The 342-nt window shown below is 74.6% G+C and carries 1 pseudogene; it reads right to left on the bottom strand.

The features are described 5' to 3' along the window. Positions 1–136: 136 nt before the first annotated feature. Positions 137–342: pseudogene (locus V5O49_RS00045) on the bottom strand (transposase); the annotation flags it as partial.

The following is a 342-nucleotide window of genomic DNA, read 5'->3' on the forward strand; positions in this document are numbered from 1 at the left end:
GGGCGACCCGGGGCCCTCCTCGAGCGCTCCCGTCGCACGGCGAACCTGCTCGCCCCCGCTGGTCGAGCCGGCTCCGACGTTCCGCGCCACGCGCCACCAGACGACGGCACACCCGGTGACGGCGCAGGCTGCGGCGGCGGCGGATCGCCCGGGGGGTCTTGCCTTCGGAGGTCCGGCGCTGGGCGTAGTGGCGGATGCGGTCGTCGGAGCGCAGCCGCGAGAGTGCGATGGTGTGCAACGCGCGGTTGAGCTGTCGGTCGCCGTAGCGGTTGAGTCGGTGTCGGTTGGTGACTCGTCCGCTGGTGGCGGGGATCGGGGCGACGCCGGCGAGCATCGCGAACG

Source organism: Isoptericola haloaureus (assembly GCF_036689775.1).
GTDB lineage: Bacteria > Actinomycetota > Actinomycetes > Actinomycetales > Cellulomonadaceae > Isoptericola > Isoptericola haloaureus.